Source organism: Streptomyces chengmaiensis, assembly GCF_029846775.1.
GTDB classification, from domain to species: domain Bacteria; phylum Actinomycetota; class Actinomycetes; order Streptomycetales; family Streptomycetaceae; genus Streptomyces; species Streptomyces chengmaiensis.
The window spans coordinates 1-15,011 of record NZ_JARWBG010000050.1; the positions used below are offsets into that span (position 1 = coordinate 1).

Consider the following 15,011-nt stretch of genomic DNA (forward strand, 5'->3'; position numbering starts at 1 on the left):
ACAACGGTCCCAGCTCATCCCGGACCCGGATCGCCAGGCTCCCCTTCGGGAACGCGGCCCGAGCCACCCGTACCGTCTCCGCCGGGATCTCCCCAGACCCCTTCGGCTGCATCGACATCCGCACCCACCCCATACGACAACGTCGGCCTTCAAGACCACAACCAGGTCTTGAAGGCCGACGTCACGCCAGGCCCCGAATTAACCAACAGCATCCTGGTCTGTGCCGGGGCCTACGCCGTTCCCTGGGCGCACGTCCTGCGCACGTCCTGCGCACGCTCTGCGCACGCTCTGCGCACGTCCTGCGCACGCTCTGCGCACGTCCTGCGCACGTTCTGACGCACCCTCTGGTGCATGCACTTGATCTGTACGGCGAACGCGGGGGAAGCGGCCCGGTCAGCCGGGCCAGCAGCGGATCACCCTGCCGCCCTCGACTTCGAAGTTCAGCCGCCCGGCGAGATACTCCAGGGTGATGATCGAGCCAGGCGGCAGAGCTCTGACGGTGCTCCAACCGCGCACCCTGGCCCGCCGCTCGGCTTCGTCGGCGTCAAGGCCGACATACGACGCAGGGGTGTCGTCGGGCTGGGCGGGTGGAGTCGGTGTGGGTGCCATGCGACCCACGGTAGGCGGGTGCGGACGGTGACGGAAGCGGGGACGCAGCACCACTTCAGTCGTCTCACGTACCTCACCGGTCACACTTTTGTCACAGCTTATCGACGTGCGTCTGCGTTGCGGATCGTCACACGAACGAGCACCCCCGACCCGTTTGTACGGTAATTCGACAGGGGCTCCCAGCGCGGCTCAATTCTCCCGCCGAATTGCCCTCGGCACGACGGCCGAAGGAATTGAAGAGCCATCGACATTTCACGATTCCCTTACATCTCCAGCGCCGTTTGCCGCATCACCCGGCCGGGTGACCCGCACGGCGCGTACGCCCTCTGTCGCGGCCCCCTCCAGGGCTAGCATCATGGCCCGGGCCGACACGGTTCCCGGGCCGATGCCAGCCGATGCCGAGCCGGTCGACTCGGACGCCGAGCCGATGCCGAGCCGATGCCGAGCCGCGGACAGCGAGGGGCAGCGATGGGCACGGAGACCAGAGCGGCCGGGCAGCCGGAGCGGGTGCGCGAGCGCCGTCCGGGCAGGGTGCTGGTGGACTGGCTCACCACGACCGACCACAAGAAGATCGGGCACCTCTACCTGATCACGTCGTTCGTCTTCTTCCTCGTCGCCGGACTGATGGCCCTGATGATGCGCGCCGAGCTGGCGCGCCCCGGCCTGCAGTTGATGAGCAACGACCAGTTCAACCAGGCTTTCACGCTGCACGGCACGATCATGCTGCTGCTCTTCGCGACCCCCACGTTCGCGGGCTTCGCCAACGAGCTGGTGCCGCTGCAGATCGGCTCCCCCGACGTCGCCTTCCCGCGGCTGAACATGTTCTCGTACTGGCTGTTCCTCTTCGGCGGGCTGATCGTGCTCGCCTCGCTGCTGGTCCCCTCCGGCCCCGCGAGCTTCGGCTGGTTCGCCTACGCCCCGCTGAACTCCCTGGAGCGCTCCCCCGGCATCGGAGCCGATCTGTGGATCATGGGCCTGGCATTCTCCGGCTTCGGCACGATCCTCGGCTCGGTGAACTTCCTCGCCACCATCATCGGCATGCGCGCACCCGGTATGACGATGTTCCGTATGCCCATCTTCACCTGGAACGTTCTGTTCACCACGATCCTGGTGCTGATCGCCTTCCCGGTGCTCGCCGCGGCCCTGCTGGTCCTGGAGGCGGACCGGCGCTTCGGTTCCGTGGTCTTCCAGCCGGAGTCCGGCGGCGCGCTGCTGTGGCAGCATCTGTTCTGGTTCTTCGGCCATCCCGAGGTCTACATCATCGCGCTGCCGTTCTTCGGGATCATCACGGAGATCATCCCGGTCTTCTCCCGGAAGCCGATCTTCGGCTATCTCACTCTGATCGCGGCGACGATGGCCATCACCGGACTGTCGGTCGTGGTGTGGGCACACCACATGTTCGCCACCGGCGCGGTGCTGCTGCCCTTCTTCTCCTTCATGTCCTTCCTGATCGCCGTTCCGACCGGGGTGAAGTTCTTCAACTGGACGGGGACGATGCTCAAGGGCTCGCTCTCCTTCGAGACCCCGATGCTGTGGGCGGTCGGCTTCCTGGTGTCGTTCCTCTTCGGCGGGCTGACCGGGGTCCTGCTGGCCTCTCCGCCGCTGGACTTCCATGTCACCGACTCGTACTTCGTGGTGGGGCACTTCCACTACGTCGTCTTCGGCACAGTCGTCTTCGCGATGTTCGCCGGCTTCTACTTCTGGTGGCCCAAATTCACCGGCAAGATGCTCGACGAACGGCTCGGCAAGGTCCACTTCTGGACGCTCTTCGTGGGCTTCCACACCACCTTTCTGGTGCACCACTGGCTGGGCGCTGAGGGCATGCCCCGCCGCTACGCCGACTATCTGGCGGCGGACGGCTTCACGGCCCTCAACACCGTGTCCACCATCGGCTCGTTCCTGCTGGGCCTCTCCACGCTGCCGTTCCTCTACAACGTCTGGAAGACGTCCCGATATGGGAAGAAGGTGGAGATGGACGACCCCTGGGGGTTCGGGCGGTCGCTGGAGTGGGCCACGTCCTGTCCCCCGCCGCGCCACAACTTCACCACGCTGCCGCGCATCCGCTCCGAGTCCCCCGCCTTCGATCTGCACCATCCGTACTTCACACGGGAGCCGACTCAGCCCCCGGTGCTGCCGTCGCCGCCCGGTCCGGATCCAGCGCCCGGGACAGGCGGTCGCGAACGGCCCTGATGTGGTCGGTCAGCTCCTGCGGCTCGATCACCTCGCAGTCCACCCCCGTCAGCATCACATGGACGACCAGCACATCCAGGTTCGCCGCCCTCGTGCGCAGCAGAGACGCCCGCTCGTCGACCGTCTCCACGACTCCGTCGGACGGCCAGGTGCTCCGGGCCGCCTGCTCTGCGGAGGTGTGCAGACGCACGGTCGCCCGGGCGGCGTAGCCGCTCGCCGTCCCGGCAGACGCCCGCCAGCTCGATCAGCACGCACGCCTTGCGGACGGGTGTGGTCCGCAAGACGCCCGCATGTGACGTCGCCGGGGCCGGCAACGGCGTCAGCGGGCCCCGGACACCCGCTTCCTGATGCTCCGGAGCCTGCGTACGGCGGTACGGAGCAGCTCGTACCCTCCGTCGTACACGGCTCCCGCAGCCCGGTGCACCGCCTCCCGGACGACGCCGGCCGGACGCGCTCCCTCGCCCCGTGCGACCAGTTCGGCGAAGAGCGCCTCATGCCGCTCCGCGATCCGCGCGGGGTCGAAGCGTGCCGAGGCGGCCAGTGCCGCCCGCCCGGCGCGCTGCCGCAGCGCGTCGTCCCCGATGAGCTCCAGCAGCGCGGCCGCGACGGCGTCCGCGTCGCCGACCGGGACCAGCCGTCCGTCGACCCCGTCCTCGATGATCTCCCGTGGTCCGTGCGGGCAGTCGGTGGACACCACGGGGAGGCCGCAGCGCATCGCCTCGACGACCGTCATGCCGAAGGACTCCCGGCTGGAGGTGACCGCCGCGATCGACCCCTTGACCCACTCCGGGTCCAGCGGGTCGGCCACGCCCATCAGGAAGACATGGTCCGCCAGCCCGCGCTCCTTGACCAGGGCGGCCAGGGCGCTCGTCTCGCTGCTGATGGCGTCCCCGCCGCCGTAGATCCGCAGCCGCCAGTCCGGGCGTGCCGCGACGACCTTGGCGAAGGCCTCGATGAGCAGGTCGTACCGCTTGACGCGGGTCAGCCGGCCGGCCGCCACGACCCACTTGGCCGAGCCGTCGGCGGGCGTCACGGACGGAGTCGGCACGCTGTTGGGCACGGCCTCGATCCGCACTCCTGGCAGCCTCAGCCGCTCGCGGTAGGCGCGGGCGTCGGCCTCGGTGACGGTGGTGACGGCGTCCATGGCCCGGTAGCGGTGGCCGATCTCCCGGCGCAGCCGGTGGCCGTGGCCGTCAAGGCTGAGGTGTTCCTGACCGATGCGGATCTGGCCGCGCCGGGCCTGCCGGGCGATGTGGACATTGAGCCCGGGCCGGGTGCCGACCACCACATCGGCTTCCAGAGCGGCCAGATGGGCGGCTATGCGGGAGTCGGTGAGACGGCTGTACTGCGGGTGGCGGCCGTCGCCTCGCGGAAAGATCCGCGCGGGACGCCGACAGTCGGGATGGTCGCCGTCGTAGCCGGGGCTCTGCTTCCGCAGATCCACCAGATGCTTCAGGGCCACGCCCTCGGGTGCGCCCATCGCGGGCCGGTCGCGGTGGCGGAAGACGGACACGATCTCGACGTCGTGCCGTTCGGCGAGGACGCCGGCGAGGTTGAACGTCGAACGGATCGTCCCGCCTATGCCGTACGCATTGTGGAGCAGAAACGAAATACGCATGCGAACGCCGTGTCCCCCGTGGTCAGTGTTGTACGGCTGTTCGACTCTACGTGACGTTCACCGCCCTTCGGCATTCAGGGGCGGTACGGCAGTTGGGGGACGGTGAAGCAGTTCTCCGTCATCTCGCCCTGGGAGACCCAGCCCTCGCGGTCCTGCCAGCGGGCGACGGACAGACAGGTGCGGGACGTCCTGGGAGGCTCCGGCAGCTCCTCGAAGACGACGGGGAGCAGCAGTCCGCTCGCGGTGTACGGCTCGGGGCGGTTGATGAACTCCTCGACGCAGGAGCGGGTCAGTTCCCCGTCACAGGAGCGGGCCGCGTCGGCGAACCACATGGCGGCCGCCCAGCCTTCGAGCTGCCACTGGGACAGCTCCTCGTCCCTGCCCTGCTGCGCCATCGCGTCACGGAACTCCTTGACGGCCTTGTGGCCGACGTCCTCGTAGTTGCGGCTCGAGCCGGTCACCCACAGGGCGTTGCGGCAGCCGGGCGCGTCGCGGTAGTCGTCGGGCACCGACGAGTTCCAGTTCTGGACGTTGGTGACCTTGGCGGCGACCTCGACGCCGAGGTCCTCCATCGCCTCGCACAGCCGCGCGTTGCCATGGGTGTCCAAGGCGTCGAAGACGATGTCCACGCCCTGGTCCCGCATATCGGCGGCGACCGCGCGGAAGTTGGGCAGGGCGAAGTCGACCTGCTCGGGGACGACCCGGTACCCCTCGGCCCGCAGCCCTTCCACGACCTGCCGCGCATAGGCGGCGGACGCCGCCTGGTTGTACGAGACGACGGCCGCGGTCCGCGCGCCCTCCTCGCGTTCGAAGTAGCGGTAGACCTCCGTGCCGGCGACCAGGACGCCGTCCCAGCCGGGCCGGCCGCCGTCCCGAGGGGCTGCGCTGCCGTAGATCTCGTACAGATGCGGATAGGTGTCGTAGGCGGTGCCGATGGGCTGTCCGCCGATGTCGGGGACGCCCGCCGCGGAGACGCGTGGCGCGCCGGCGTAGTTGAGGGCGGTGGTGGCGACGAGGACGAAGACCTCCTCCTCGTCGATCAGGCGGGTCACGCACTCGTTGTTGCCGACGCCGCTGCCGCCGTCGTCGCAGAAGACGGCCTCGACGGGCCTGCCGTTGATGCCGCCTTCCGCGTTGAGCGCCTCGAAGTAGGCGGCGGCCCCTTCGCCGGGACCGGTGAACACCCCGCCGCCGGCCGGACTGGTGGCACTGGCGATCACACCGACGCGTATGGGCACGCCGTCCGCGGCCTCGGGGCGTTCGAAGGCGCCTTCGGGCAGCCGGGTGCCGCAGGCGGCGAGCGCCGTCAGGACGGTCGCGAGGAGCAGGGCTTCAGCAGCCCGGCAGTGCCGTCGCACCGGCGGCGCTCTGCTCGGCGAGGCCGCAGAGGGTGCTCTTCGACACCTTCCAGGTCTCGTCCTGGAGGACGGCTTTGCCGGTGGAGTCGGGCAGCAGCACCGTGTCGCCGGACTTCAGGTCGTAGGTGACGGTGGCCTCGGTGGCCGAGGTGAACGTCACGTCGGTGACGTCGGCGGAGGTGTTCCCGGCGTTCGGGTCCTCGGCGAGCACGGCAAGCACGGGGCCCAGGTCGTCGCCGTCCTCCAGCACCGCGACCCGTTCGTCGACGGGGGTGTCGGGTGCGAAGAACAGCGTCCAGTTCTCCTCGACCTCCGCCCTGGCCTCGTCCGGGTCGGCCGGCTGCTCACCGCCGGGGCTGGCGGCGCCGTCCGGGGTGGTGCCCGTGGCCGTCGGCGTGGCGGTCGGCTCGCTGTCGTCTCCGTCTCCGCACCCGGCGGCAAGGGGTGTGAGCACAAGGACCGCGGCAGCCGCCCATGCCACAGTCCGGGGACGCCTGATGCGAACCATCTGGATCACCCTCCGTTGTCGTCGGCTTCCAGCGTGTGCCCGTTCAGGGCATAGTGCAAGAAATGGACGTACCGCTCCATCGGTTCCCTCCTTAAGCCCGAAAGGCCCTGCCGATGCCGATGTCCCGACTGCTGTGGTGGGGCGGGCTGGCCACGGCCGCTTCCGGGGCTGTGCTCTGTGTCATCGGCTGGTACGGGGCGTCGGGCGAACGTTACGCCGAACAGCAGATCCCCTATCTGGCGTCCTCCACGATCCCCGGAGCGGCGCTGCTGGTGGCGGCCGCGGTGCTGACGGTCGGCGCGGCGCTGCTCGCGCGGGCCGGCCCCGGTTCCCCCGCCGCCGCGGAGAAGCCGGAGCCGGCCCTGGACGCGTCCGCCGCGAAGCCGTCCTCGGATGAGCCGCCGGTGTGCGTGCCCGGCGGCACACTGGCACACCGGCCCGACTGCCCGCTGGTCACGGGCAAGGAGCAGGCCGTCCCGGCGGGCGACCGCAAGCTGGACCCCTGCCCGGTGTGCGAGCCGCGGATCTGACGGCCCGTGGCATCCCTGACCTATGACCTCACCCTGGCCGGGCTCGCCGTGGGCAGCGCGGCGGCGCTCACCGGCATCGGACTGATCGTCACCTACCGGGCGACGGGGGTGCTCAACCTCGCCCACGGCGCGATTGCGATGGTCTGCGCCTATGTGCTGCTCCAGCTCGCGGTGGAGTGGGACTGGCCGCTGCCGCTGGCCGCGGCCGTGACGCTGGGCGTGGTCGCGCCGGGCATCGGACTGCTGCTGGAGAGGCTGGTGTTCCGCCCGCTGTCGGTCCTCGGCGTGGACCCGGCCCGGTCGCTGGTGGCCTCTATCGGGGTGTTCGTCCTGCTGGTCGGCGGCGCGGCGGCGGTGTGGGGCGAAGGCGCCCGGGCGGACGCGCCGGAGCTGCTTCCGGACAACCCGTGGACGCAGCTCACCGCCGCGGTGCTGCTGGCCGTCCTGGTGGCGTCGGTGACCCGGTGGACCCGGTTCGGCCGAGAGCTGCGCGCCGTCGTCGACAACCGGCCGCTGGCGGTGCTCGGCGGCATCGACGCGGACCGGGTGGCCGCGGCCGGCTGGGCGTTCGGATCGTTCACGGCAGGGCTGACGGGGGTGCTGCTGGCGCCGTTCGTACGCCTCGATCCGTACGGACTGCCGCTGCTGGTCGTGGAGGTCATCGCGGTCGCCGTGATCGCACGGATGCGGAGCCTGCCCGTCGCGGTGGGCGCGGCCCTGGCGATCGGGGTGGCGCAGGCCCAGCTCACCCGGCTGCATCCGAGAGGCTGGGGGGAGCCGCTGCTCCAGGCGGTGGGCGCGAATCTGTTCGCGGTGGCGCTGCTGATCGCGGCGCTGGTGCTGCCGGGCGTGGGCGCGGGCGCCTCCCCCGCCCCCCCGGCGGCCCCCGCGGTGCGCGTGCCGCCGGGGGTCTGGCTGGTCGCGGCCATCCTGTTCCTGCTGCCGCTCGGCTTCGCGGGCCGGGACCTGCACACCGCGGTGCAGGTCCCGGCGCTGGCCGTCATCCTGCTCTCGCTGACCGTGGTGACCGGGCGCGGCGGGCAGATCTCCCTGGGGCAGGCGGCGTACGCGGGGCTCGGCGCGCTGTTCACGGCGCTGCTGGCGACCGGGCGCTTCCCGGAGTTCCCCGCGCTGCCGGAGCTGCTCGCCCTGCTGACGGCGGTGCTGCTGACCGCCCCTTTGGGGCTGCTGACCGGCTGGCCGGCGATCGGCCGGCGCGGACTCGCGCTGGCGCTGGCGACGCTGGCGGTCGGGGTGGCGGTGAGCCGCTTTGTGTTCGTACAGCCGTATGCGACGGCGGGTCTGCGGCTCACCAGGCCCGAGGGGTTCGCCGACGACCGCCGCTACTACATGCTGGAACTGGGCGTCCTGGCATGTGCGCTGCTGGCCGTGGGCGCGCTGCGGCGGGGCCGCACGGGCAGGGCGCTCGCGGCCATGCGCGACCACGAGGCGGGGGCGGAGGGCGCCGGGGTGCCGGTGTCCGCGCTGAAGCTGTTCGCCTTTGTCACGGGTGCGGCGCTGGCGGCGCTGGGCGGGGGGCTGCTGGCGATGGGGGTGCGGGCCTTTGATCCGGAGGCGTTCGACCCGGTGCGCAGCCTGCTCTGGTTCGCGGCGGTCATGGTGCTGGGCGCGGACGGACTGCTGGCGCCGCTGGCCGCGGCGGTGCTGCTGGTGGGGCTGGACGCGGGACCGCGCGGAGGGCTGGCCGCGGCGGCGGTCGGCTTCCTGGCGGTCCTGATCGGCCGCCTGCCCGAGGGCCTGCCCGGCGCCCTCCGCCGTCTGCGCCCCCCGCCCCCCGGTGGCCTGACGCCCATTCCGGAAACCGGGGGCGAGCCCCGCGCAGACCCCCCTCGGGGGAAGGGGGGCTCGGGGCTGCCGTCCGGCGCCCCGGGGACGGCGGCGTCGCCGCGCCGCCGGACGATGCGCCGGCTGCGGCCCGCGAGGGGAGGTGAGCCGGCCCCGCCCCGCCGGGCCCGGCCCCCGCAGGAAGCGGCTCCGCGGGGTCGCGCATCCGCCGGCGGGAGACGCCTCCGCTTCCGGAGCGGCTCAGGCGAACGACCGGCCCCCGCCGCTGCAGAGCGCAGCCGCCGATTCCGCTTGCCTCTCCCCCCTCGAGGGGTCCGGGTGCTCGCACCCGGTCTCGGGGCTGGGCGGGGCGGGGGAGGGAACCGCCGGGCACCCGGGGAGGCCGCAGGCCGACCACCGGCGTCGCATCGGCTCGTCGCGCGGGACGTACGGCTGCGGTACGAGGATTTCACCGCCCTCGACGGCGTCGATCTCAGTGTCGCCTCCGGTCAGGTGACCGCTCTCGTCGGCGCCAACGGGGCCGGGAAGAGCACCCTGTTCCACTGTCTCTGCGGGACGCTGCGGCCGGACGCCGGACGCGTCGAGCTCGACGGCGCCGACATCACGCGCCGCTCCGCGCACGCCCGCACGCGGCTGGGGATCGCCCGGACCTTCCAGCAACTCGCCGTCTTCCCCTCCCTCACCGTCGAGGAGAACGTCCGCATCGGGGCCGAACAGCAGCGGCGCCGACGGCGCGACCCGGCCGCCGTGGAGCCCGTGCTGCGGCTCCTCGAACTCGACGGGCCCATCCGGGACCGGATCGCCGCCGGGCTGTCCACCGGCGCGCTGCGCCGGGTCGAGTTGGGGCGGGCGCTCGCCGGCCGGCCGCACACGCTGCTGCTGGACGAGCCGACGGCCGGGCTCGACGCGGCGGAGGCCGAGGCGCTGGCCCGCATCCTCATGGCGCTCGCCGCGGACGGCACGGCCGTTCTGATCGTCGAGCACGACCTGGACCTCGTCGCGCGTGTCGCGGACACGGTGCACGTCATGGAGGCGGGGCGGATCGTACGATGACCATCGAGATCGAACTGCGCCGCGCACACGTCGCCTACGGCCCTCTCGAAGCCCTGCACGGCGTGTCGCTGCCCGTCCCCGCCGGCACCCTGACCGTACTGCTGGGCCGCAACGGCGCCGGCCGCACGACCGCCCTCCGCGCCCTCGCCGGAACGGCGCGGCTGTCCTCCGGGCGGGTCCTGTGGCGCGGCGGCGACGTCACCCGGCTCCACGCCCACCAGCGGGCCCGCCTAGGCCTGTGCTTCGTACCGGACAGCCGGGCGGTGTACGGGACGCTCACCGTCGCCGAGAATCTGCAGCTCGCCTCGCCGGACGGCGACTTCACCGCGGCCCTCGACGCCTATCCCGCACTGCGCCCGCTGCTGGCGCGGCGTGCGGGCACGCTCTCCGGGGGCGAGCAGCGGATGCTCGCGCTCTCCCGGGCGCTGCTCACGCCCGCCCGCGTGGTGCTCCTCGACGAACCCGCTCAGGGCATGTCGCCCCCTGTCGCGGCCCGTACCTACGAGCTGCTGCGGGCGCTCGACGCGGCCGTCGTCGTCGCCGAGCAGCGGCTCCCGCCCGGGCTGGGCGGGGCGGGCCCCCGCCCGGTCCTGGTCCATGAACTGCGCCGCGGCGTCATCGCGTTCAGCGGGGAGGCATCGGAGGTCCCGTCGGAAGACTGAGCATCAGGCGGGGTTCGATGCGGTCCGGATCGGGGCCGGCCGCCTCCCGGTTCGCCGCGTAGGGCTGCCGGGCGCGGGCGGCGGCGGGGCCGACGCCGCCCGCGCCCCCGCCGTCGACAACGGCAGGAGCAGCGCCGTCAGCACGGCCGGCACACGCGGTGCGGGCAGCGGGATCAACCCGCCGTGTACAGAACGGCACTTCTTCACCGGGCCACGCTAGGCGGCTCCCGGTCCCCCCGCCGCGCCGCCGCGCGCCCGCACTCCGCTGGCTCACCCGGTCGGCCTATTGATTCCGTTCCGCTCCACGCGTGACTTGGGCACCAGCAGACCCGTTGAGCTGTTTATGAGCCGGGCCGTGCCCGGCGTTGCCATGACATCCGTCCAGTCCACCAAGTCCGAGGAGCAACCCGTGCCCCGCATGCTCGACGTCAGCGAGGACGTACGCGCCGAAATCGGCGACGAAGAAGCCGACCGGCTGCTCGCCGGCGACAACGCCCCCGGCAGCTATGACTGCACCTCCTGCCGCACCCCGGGCGACACCGAGCAGGAACGCACCAGCACGGTGCTGTTCGTCGGCGAAGAGACCGCCGTCCTCGCCTTCGCCCACGCCAAGTGCATTCCCTCCCAGGTCGTGAAGGTCGCCGAGGACCAGCTCCAGGGCGCGGTCCGGTCCATCACGGGCAGCGACCCGAACGCGGCGGCGGCCGCCGCCGCGGACGCCGCCCCCGACCAGGCCGTGCTCGGCATCACCAGCGGCCTCGTTCTGATCGACGGCGAGGTGCACCCGGCTCTCGTCGTGGAGCCGACCGCGCCGATCGCCCGCCCCGGCTCGAACGGGGAGAACGGAGACGAGTTCCTGCCGCTCCTCATCGAGCAGGGCTTCCACCCGGTCACCGACATGGACAAGATGCCGGACGCCCTGCCGGGCTGGTCGGTGCTGATCGCCATGGGGCAGCTGCACGCCGTGCTGCAGCCCGGCACGGGCGGCGGCAGCCCGGTCGCCTGGTGGCAGGCCCACCAGCCGCTCCAGGTCACCGAGGGCTGGCGCACGGCCGTGAACAAGACGCAGACGGTTCTGGTCTACGCCGCACCGGTCGGCTCGATCGGCCAGCAGCCGCGTGAGGACCTGCTGCGCGACGCCCTGGACAAGGCCGCGGCGGGCGGTGTGCTGGTGGCCGCTGCGATGCCGCTCGCGGGCACCTCGTCCTGACTGGACCGGGCGCCGGGCGGATCGCCCGGACGAATTCAGCTCGGCGCAGCCCGCATCCGTCCGAACGGCCTTGTCGTTGCACAGGCGTGCACGCATACGAGCCCTTCCGCCAGCCGTACCCCACCCCCATCCCGTCGATGCGTCCCGCGCGCGACACCAGGGCGGGCCACTCCACCACGCCGATCTACGACGCGCTCTGCTCCGAGTACCGCCGGGCGTTCCGGGCGCTGCCGGGCGACCGGAGCGGTGAAGAGGACCTCGGCTTCAAGGGCTTCGGCCCTCTGGGGATGGCATCGGAGGCAGCGCCGGGGATGGCGGCGGGGGCGGGCTGGCGACCGTATCCCGGCGGGCGGCTGGCGACCCTTCCGCCGGCCCCGCGCAGAGGCGTGTGACGGCAGGGCGCTGCCCCGGACCGGGCCCGTTCGGCACGGTTCCGGGGCAGCGCACTCTGTCTCCGGGCAGCGCCCTCAGTCTCCGGGGCAGCGCCCTCTTTCGCGGGCAGGGGCTCGTCCTGGCCCGCGGGGCCTACGAGGGGACCTACTTCTTGCGGCCGCGCTTCTCGCGTACACGCACCGAGATATGGATCGGCGTGCCCTCAAAGCCGAACTCCTCGCGCAGCCGCCGCTCCACGAAGCGCCGGTAGCCGTGCTCCAGGAAGCCGGACGCGAACAGCACGAACCGCGGGGGCTTGCTGCCGGCCTGGGTGCCGAAGAGGATGCGGGGCTGCTTGCCGCCGCGGATGGGGTGCGGATGGGCGGACACCAGCTCGCCGAGGAAGGCGTTCAGCCGGCCGGTCGGAACCCGGGTCTCCCAGCCCGCGAGCGCCGTCTCGACGGCCGGTACGAGCTTCTCCATATGGCGGCCCGTACGCGCCGACACATTGACCCGGGGGGCCCAGGAGATCTGGCCGAGCTCCGTCTCGATCTCCCGCTCCAGGTAGTAGCGGCGCTCCTCGTCCAGCGTGTCCCACTTGTTGTAGGCGATGACCATGGCGCGGCCCGCCTCGACCGCCATGGTGATGATCCGCTGGTCCTGGACGCTGATCGACTCGCTGGCGTCGATCAGGACGACGGCGACCTCTGCCTTCTCGACGGCGGCCGCGGTGCGCAGGGAGGCGTAGTAGTCCGCGCCCTCCTGAAGATGGACACGGCGGCGGATGCCCGCGGTGTCCACGAACTTCCAGCTGACGCCGCCGAGTTCGACGAGTTCGTCGACCGGGTCGCGGGTGGTGCCGGCAAGTTCGTTGACGACGACGCGCTCCTCGCCCGCCACCTTGTTGAGAAGGGACGACTTGCCGACGTTGGGCCGGCCGATCAGCGCGATGCGGCGCGGGCCGCCCGGCGCGGCGCCGAAGGTCTGCGCCGGGGCGTCGGGCAGCGCCTTGAGGACCTCGTCGAGGAGGTCGCCGGTGCCGCGGCCGTGCAGGGCGGAGACCGGGAACGGCTCGCCGAGTCCCAGGGACCACAGCGTCGCCGCGTCCGCCTCGCCCGACGGGCCGTCCACCTTGTTGGCGGCGAGGACGACCGGCTTGCCCGCGCGGCGCAGCAGTTTGACGACGGCCTCGTCGGTGTCGGTCGCGCCGACGGTGGCGTCGACGACGAAGACGACGGCGTCGGCGGCCTCAATGGCGTACTCCGCCTGGGCCGCGACGGAGGCGTCGATGCCGAGGACGTCCTGCTCCCAGCCGCCGGTGTCGACGACCTTGAAGCGGCGGCCCGACCACTCGGCCTCATAGGTGACCCGGTCGCGGGTCACACCCGGCTTGTCCTCGACCACGGCCTCACGCCGGCCGATGATCCGGTTGACCAGGGTCGACTTGCCGACGTTGGGGCGTCCCACGACGGCCAGGACGGGAAGCGGGCCGTGCCCGGCCGCCTCGATCGCGCCCTCGACCTCCTCGAGGTCGAAGCCCTCCTCGGCGGCGAGCTCCATGAACTCCGTGTACTCGGCGTCGCCGAGCGCCCCGTGGTCGTGCTGGTCGCTCTGCTCGTTCATGAAGTCCGTTCCTCGTTCTGACGTCGTCGACGGACCGTCCGGTCCATCGCTCAAGACTCAAGTCTCGCCTAGCGGCCGGTGAGCCGCCTGGCGTTTTCCAGGTGGGCGGCGAGCCGCTTCTGAATGCCCACGGTGGCGTCGTCCAGCGCCGTGCGCGTACGGCGGCCGCTGCCGTCGCCCGCGACGAACGGGTCGCCGAAGACGACGTCGACTCGGCTGCGCAGCGGGGGCAGCGCCGGTATCAGCCGTCCCTGCCTCTCGGTACTGCCCAGCACTGCGACGGGAACGATGGGCGCACCGCTGCGCAGGGCGAAGTAGGCCAGCCCCCCGCGCAGCGAGGCGAAGTCTCCCTCGCCCCGGGTGCCCTCGGGGAAGATGCCGAGCGCCCCGCCGTTCTCCAGGACCTCGAGGGCGCGGGTGACGGCGGTTCGGTCGGTGCTCGTACGGTCCACCTCCAGCTGGCCGATTCCGCGCAGGAACGGGCCGAGGGGTCCGACGAACGCCTCCTTCTTGATCAGGAAGTGCACGGGCCGCGGCGCGGTGCCCATCAGCATCGGGCCGTCGATGTTGTGCGCGTGGTTGACCGCGAGGATCACCGGGCCGCTTGCCGGAACGCGCCACGCGCCCAGGACGCGGGGCCGCCACAGGCCGTACATCAGCCCGACGCCGATGCGCCGGCCGGCCTCCGCGCCCCGGCGGGAGGGCGCGGACGCAGCTGCGGAAGGGGTCACTTGGCTGCCCGCTTCTCCTCGACGAGGGTGACGACGCACTCGATGACCTGCGGCAGCGTCAGCTCGGTGGTGTCCACCTCGACCGCGTCGGCCGCCTTGGCGAGCGGGGAGGCCTTCCGGTTGGAGTCGGCGGTGTCCCGCTTGATCAGGGCCTCCCTCGTGGTGGCCGCGTCGACGCCCTTGAGCTCGCCGCTGCGGCGGGCGGCGCGGGCCTCGGGCGAGGCGGTGAGGAAGATCTTCAGATCGGCGTCGGGGAGGACGGTCGTGCCGATGTCCCGGCCCTCGACGACGATGCCCTTCTCGGCTGAGGCCGCGATGGAGCGCTGCAGCTCGGTGATGATCGTGCGTACCTCGGGCACCGCGGAGACTGCGCTGACCCCGGCGGTGACCTCCTGGGTGCGGATGGGGCCGGAGGCGTCCACGCCGTCGACGGTGATCGTCGGAGCGGCCGGGTCGGTCCCGGAGACGATCACGGGCTTGGCGGCGGCGGTGGCCACGGCGGCGGGGTCGTCGACGTCGACGCCGTTGCCGAGCATCCACCAGGTGATCGCCCGGTACTGGGCGCCGGTGTCCAGGTAGCTGAGCCCCAGGGCGGCGGCGACGGCCTTGGACGTGCTCGACTTGCCCGTGCCGGAGGGGCCATCGATGGCGACGATCACGGCTGCCGGGGAGGTCCGGGCGACGGTTTCCACGGTGTCGGACACCTTCCTGGTTCACAGGGCGAGAGGGGGAGTGTCACTG

14 protein-coding genes are annotated in these 15,011 nt (G+C 72.2%); 6 read left to right on the forward strand and 8 right to left on the reverse strand.

Annotation, left to right across the window (positions count from 1 at the left end; all coding sequences use genetic code 11):
* Positions 1-393: 393 nt before the first annotated feature.
* The gene (locus QCN29_RS29545; RefSeq protein ID WP_240136510.1) at positions 394-609 is read right to left on the reverse strand and encodes an I78 family peptidase inhibitor; all 216 of its coding nucleotides are present in this window, start codon (positions 607-609) and stop codon (positions 394-396) included.
* 468 nt (positions 610-1,077) lie between these two features.
* Here QCN29_RS29545 and ctaD point away from each other — a divergent pair, with 468 nt between their 5' ends.
* Positions 1,078-2,799 carry an aa3-type cytochrome oxidase subunit I gene (gene ctaD / locus QCN29_RS29550; protein ID WP_279932019.1) on the forward strand — a complete coding sequence of 574 codons (1,722 nt, stop codon included), beginning with the start codon at positions 1,078-1,080 and terminating at the stop codon, positions 2,797-2,799.
* On the opposite strand, the gene QCN29_RS29555 is transcribed toward ctaD, so the two are convergent.
* The 4 genes from QCN29_RS29555 to QCN29_RS29570 form a co-directional block, all read right to left on the reverse strand.
* Positions 2,711-2,989 (reverse strand): WCX domain-containing protein, encoded by a 279-nt coding sequence (locus QCN29_RS29555; RefSeq protein WP_279932021.1) that lies wholly within the window; start codon positions 2,987-2,989, stop codon positions 2,711-2,713. The two genes, ctaD and QCN29_RS29555, sit on opposite strands and share 89 nt — an antisense overlap.
* Before the next feature lie 129 nt (positions 2,990-3,118).
* Positions 3,119-4,417 (reverse strand): glycosyltransferase, encoded by a 1,299-nt coding sequence (locus QCN29_RS29560; protein WP_279932022.1) that lies wholly within the window; start codon positions 4,415-4,417, stop codon positions 3,119-3,121.
* 74 nt (positions 4,418-4,491) lie between these two features.
* A complete protein-coding gene (locus QCN29_RS29565) occupies positions 4,492-5,775 on the reverse strand; it encodes an ABC transporter substrate-binding protein (protein WP_279932023.1) in 1,284 nt (427 codons plus the stop codon).
* Positions 5,750-6,283 (reverse strand): hypothetical protein, encoded by a 534-nt coding sequence (locus tag QCN29_RS29570; protein ID WP_279932025.1) that lies wholly within the window; start codon positions 6,281-6,283, stop codon positions 5,750-5,752. The genes QCN29_RS29565 and QCN29_RS29570 overlap by 26 nt, the downstream gene beginning before the upstream one ends.
* Positions 6,284-6,396: 113 nt before the next feature.
* On the opposite strand from QCN29_RS29570, the gene QCN29_RS29575 reads away from it, so the two are divergent.
* The 5 genes from QCN29_RS29575 (at position 6,397) to QCN29_RS29595 (ending at position 11,936) form a co-directional block, all read left to right on the forward strand.
* Positions 6,397-6,813, forward strand: coding sequence for a hypothetical protein (locus tag QCN29_RS29575; RefSeq protein WP_279932026.1), 417 nt, complete (start codon positions 6,397-6,399; stop codon positions 6,811-6,813).
* 6 nt (positions 6,814-6,819) lie between these two features.
* A complete protein-coding gene (locus QCN29_RS29580; protein ID WP_279932027.1) occupies positions 6,820-9,672 on the forward strand; it encodes an ABC transporter permease subunit in 2,853 nt (950 codons plus the stop codon).
* Positions 9,669-10,334 (forward strand): ATP-binding cassette domain-containing protein, encoded by a 666-nt coding sequence (locus QCN29_RS29585; protein ID WP_279932029.1) that lies wholly within the window; start codon positions 9,669-9,671, stop codon positions 10,332-10,334. Before QCN29_RS29580 ends, QCN29_RS29585 begins: the two co-directional genes overlap by 4 nt.
* A gap of 409 nt (positions 10,335-10,743) precedes the next feature.
* A complete protein-coding gene (locus QCN29_RS29590) occupies positions 10,744-11,544 on the forward strand; it encodes a hypothetical protein (RefSeq protein WP_240136501.1) in 801 nt (266 codons plus the stop codon).
* Positions 11,545-11,630: 86 nt separating this feature from the next.
* Positions 11,631-11,936 carry a hypothetical protein gene (locus tag QCN29_RS29595; RefSeq protein ID WP_279932030.1) on the forward strand — a complete coding sequence of 102 codons (306 nt, stop codon included), beginning with the start codon at positions 11,631-11,633 and terminating at the stop codon, positions 11,934-11,936.
* Positions 11,937-12,081: 145 nt separating this feature from the next.
* On the opposite strand, the gene der is transcribed toward QCN29_RS29595, so the two are convergent.
* The 3 genes from der to cmk form a co-directional block, all read right to left on the reverse strand.
* Positions 12,082-13,539 (reverse strand): ribosome biogenesis GTPase Der, encoded by a 1,458-nt coding sequence (gene der, locus QCN29_RS29600; RefSeq protein WP_240136499.1) that lies wholly within the window; start codon positions 13,537-13,539, stop codon positions 12,082-12,084.
* A gap of 68 nt (positions 13,540-13,607) precedes the next feature.
* A complete protein-coding gene (locus QCN29_RS29605) occupies positions 13,608-14,309 on the reverse strand; it encodes a lysophospholipid acyltransferase family protein (protein ID WP_279932032.1) in 702 nt (233 codons plus the stop codon).
* The gene (gene cmk, locus QCN29_RS29610; RefSeq protein WP_240136497.1) at positions 14,267-14,974 is read right to left on the reverse strand and encodes a (d)CMP kinase; all 708 of its coding nucleotides are present in this window, start codon (positions 14,972-14,974) and stop codon (positions 14,267-14,269) included. The genes QCN29_RS29605 and cmk overlap by 43 nt, the downstream gene beginning before the upstream one ends.
* Positions 14,975-15,011 lie beyond the last annotated feature (37 nt).

What these genes read in the sequence shown, in the direction of transcription:
- der (WP_240136499.1), bottom strand. Translation starts at nt 13,539, where the DNA reads ATGAACGAGCAGAGCGACCAGCACGACCACGGGGCGCTCGGCGACGCC.
- QCN29_RS29570 (WP_279932025.1), bottom strand. Translation starts at nt 6,283, where the DNA reads ATGGTTCGCATCAGGCGTCCCCGGACTGTGGCATGGGCGGCTGCCGCG.
- QCN29_RS29585 (WP_279932029.1), top strand. Translation starts at nt 9,669, where the DNA reads ATGACCATCGAGATCGAACTGCGCCGCGCACACGTCGCCTACGGCCCT.
- QCN29_RS29545 (WP_240136510.1), bottom strand. Translation starts at nt 609, where the DNA reads ATGGCACCCACACCGACTCCACCCGCCCAGCCCGACGACACCCCTGCG.
- QCN29_RS29560 (WP_279932022.1), bottom strand. Translation starts at nt 4,417, where the DNA reads ATGCGTATTTCGTTTCTGCTCCACAATGCGTACGGCATAGGCGGGACG.
- ctaD (WP_279932019.1), top strand. Translation starts at nt 1,078, where the DNA reads ATGGGCACGGAGACCAGAGCGGCCGGGCAGCCGGAGCGGGTGCGCGAG.
- QCN29_RS29575 (WP_279932026.1), top strand. Translation starts at nt 6,397, where the DNA reads ATGCCGATGTCCCGACTGCTGTGGTGGGGCGGGCTGGCCACGGCCGCT.